The sequence below is a fragment of the Micromonospora sp. NPDC047753 genome (assembly GCF_040642735.1).
GTDB lineage: Bacteria > Actinomycetota > Actinomycetes > Mycobacteriales > Micromonosporaceae > Micromonospora.
Genome location: NZ_JBEYSL010000881.1, coordinates 1 through 1,212, shown reverse-complemented (window position 1 = coordinate 1,212; position 1,212 = coordinate 1). Strand labels below are relative to the sequence as shown.

At 68.1% G+C, this 1,212-nt stretch carries 1 protein-coding gene and 1 pseudogene; both read right to left on the bottom strand.

Annotated features, from left to right (window positions below; genetic code table 11):
* A partial coding sequence (locus tag ABZ749_RS35435; RefSeq protein WP_357235808.1) for a potassium-transporting ATPase subunit C occupies positions 1 to 740 on the bottom strand: 740 nt, incomplete at its 3' end.
* Positions 740 to 1,132, bottom strand: a pseudogene (locus ABZ749_RS35430) (potassium-transporting ATPase subunit B); the annotation flags it as partial. The gene ABZ749_RS35435 and the pseudogene ABZ749_RS35430, both read right to left, overlap by 1 nt.
* Between the last annotated feature and the right edge of the window lie 80 nt (positions 1,133 to 1,212).

Sequence of the window (1,212 nt, the reverse complement as noted above, 5' to 3'; positions counted from 1 at the left end):
CGAAGCGACCGATGCCCGTCAGGTGCCGGGCGAGATCGCCCACTCCATCGTCCCGATCGCGGTGGGGTACGTGGTGGCGCACTACTACTCGCTGCCGGGTCGGCGGGCGCGTCGCCCCGGATCGGGGTGATCACCCCGCCGGCGGCCACGTAGTCCTCGCCAGGCTGCGCCGGCTCCACCGTCACCCCCTGGTACTCGCTGACGAACGGCGTGGCCGGGGCTGCCTGGTTGACGCTGACCACCCGGGTGACCGGGCCGGTCAGACCGTCGGCGCGGAACACCGCGAGCACGGCGCCCACCCCGTCGTCGGTGCAGTACGGGCGCCGGCCGTCGACGCCGTTGAGCTCGCCGACCGACTTGCTGCGCCCACACACCTGGGTGAGCAGGCTCTCGCTGGATTCCTCCGGCTCGGTGGCGATGGTGTCGACAACGCTCTCCGGGCCCAGGTTGCTGGCCGAGGTGGCCCTCGGGTCGTAGCCGTCGCCGGCGGCGGAGGGGCGGGACTGGAAGTACCGGGCGATCGGGTTGCCGTCCGCGTCGGTGAAGGACTGGCCGATCAGCGCGCTGCCGACAACCGTCCCGCCCGAGGAGATCAGCGAACCGTCGGTCTTGTGGTTGAGGCCAGGTAGCTGACCGAGCGCTACCAGGGCCAGCGGGTAGACCAGGCCGAGCAGCACCGTGAAGACGAGTACGGCGCGCAGCGCGGCGAGGTGTTGGGCGATCCAGGTGGGTAGGCGCATCACGAAATCCCCGGGATGAACTGGATGAGCAGGTCGATGATTTTGATCCCGATGAACGGCACGATGATGCCGCCCAGTCCGTAGACCAGCAGGTTGCGGCTGAGCAGCTTCGACGCGGCGGCCGGCCGGTATCGCACGCCTCGCAGTGCGAGCGGGATCAGCGCGATGATCACCAGGGCGTTGAAGATGACAGCGGACAGGATCGCCGACTCCGGGCTGGCCAGCCGCATGATGTTCAGCGCGTCCAGGCTCGGGTAGAGGCCGGCGAACATGGCCGGGATGATCGCGAAGTACTTCGCGATGTCGTTCGAGATGCTGAACGTGGTCAGCGCGCCACGGGTGATCAGCAACTGCTTACCGATCTCCACGATCTCGATCAGCTTGGTCGGGTCGGCTTCTCGACCTGGCTCTGCACCGAGCCGTTGAGGAAGTAGTCGGTGGTGACGACATTGCCGTTGCCCTTGGTCTCGGT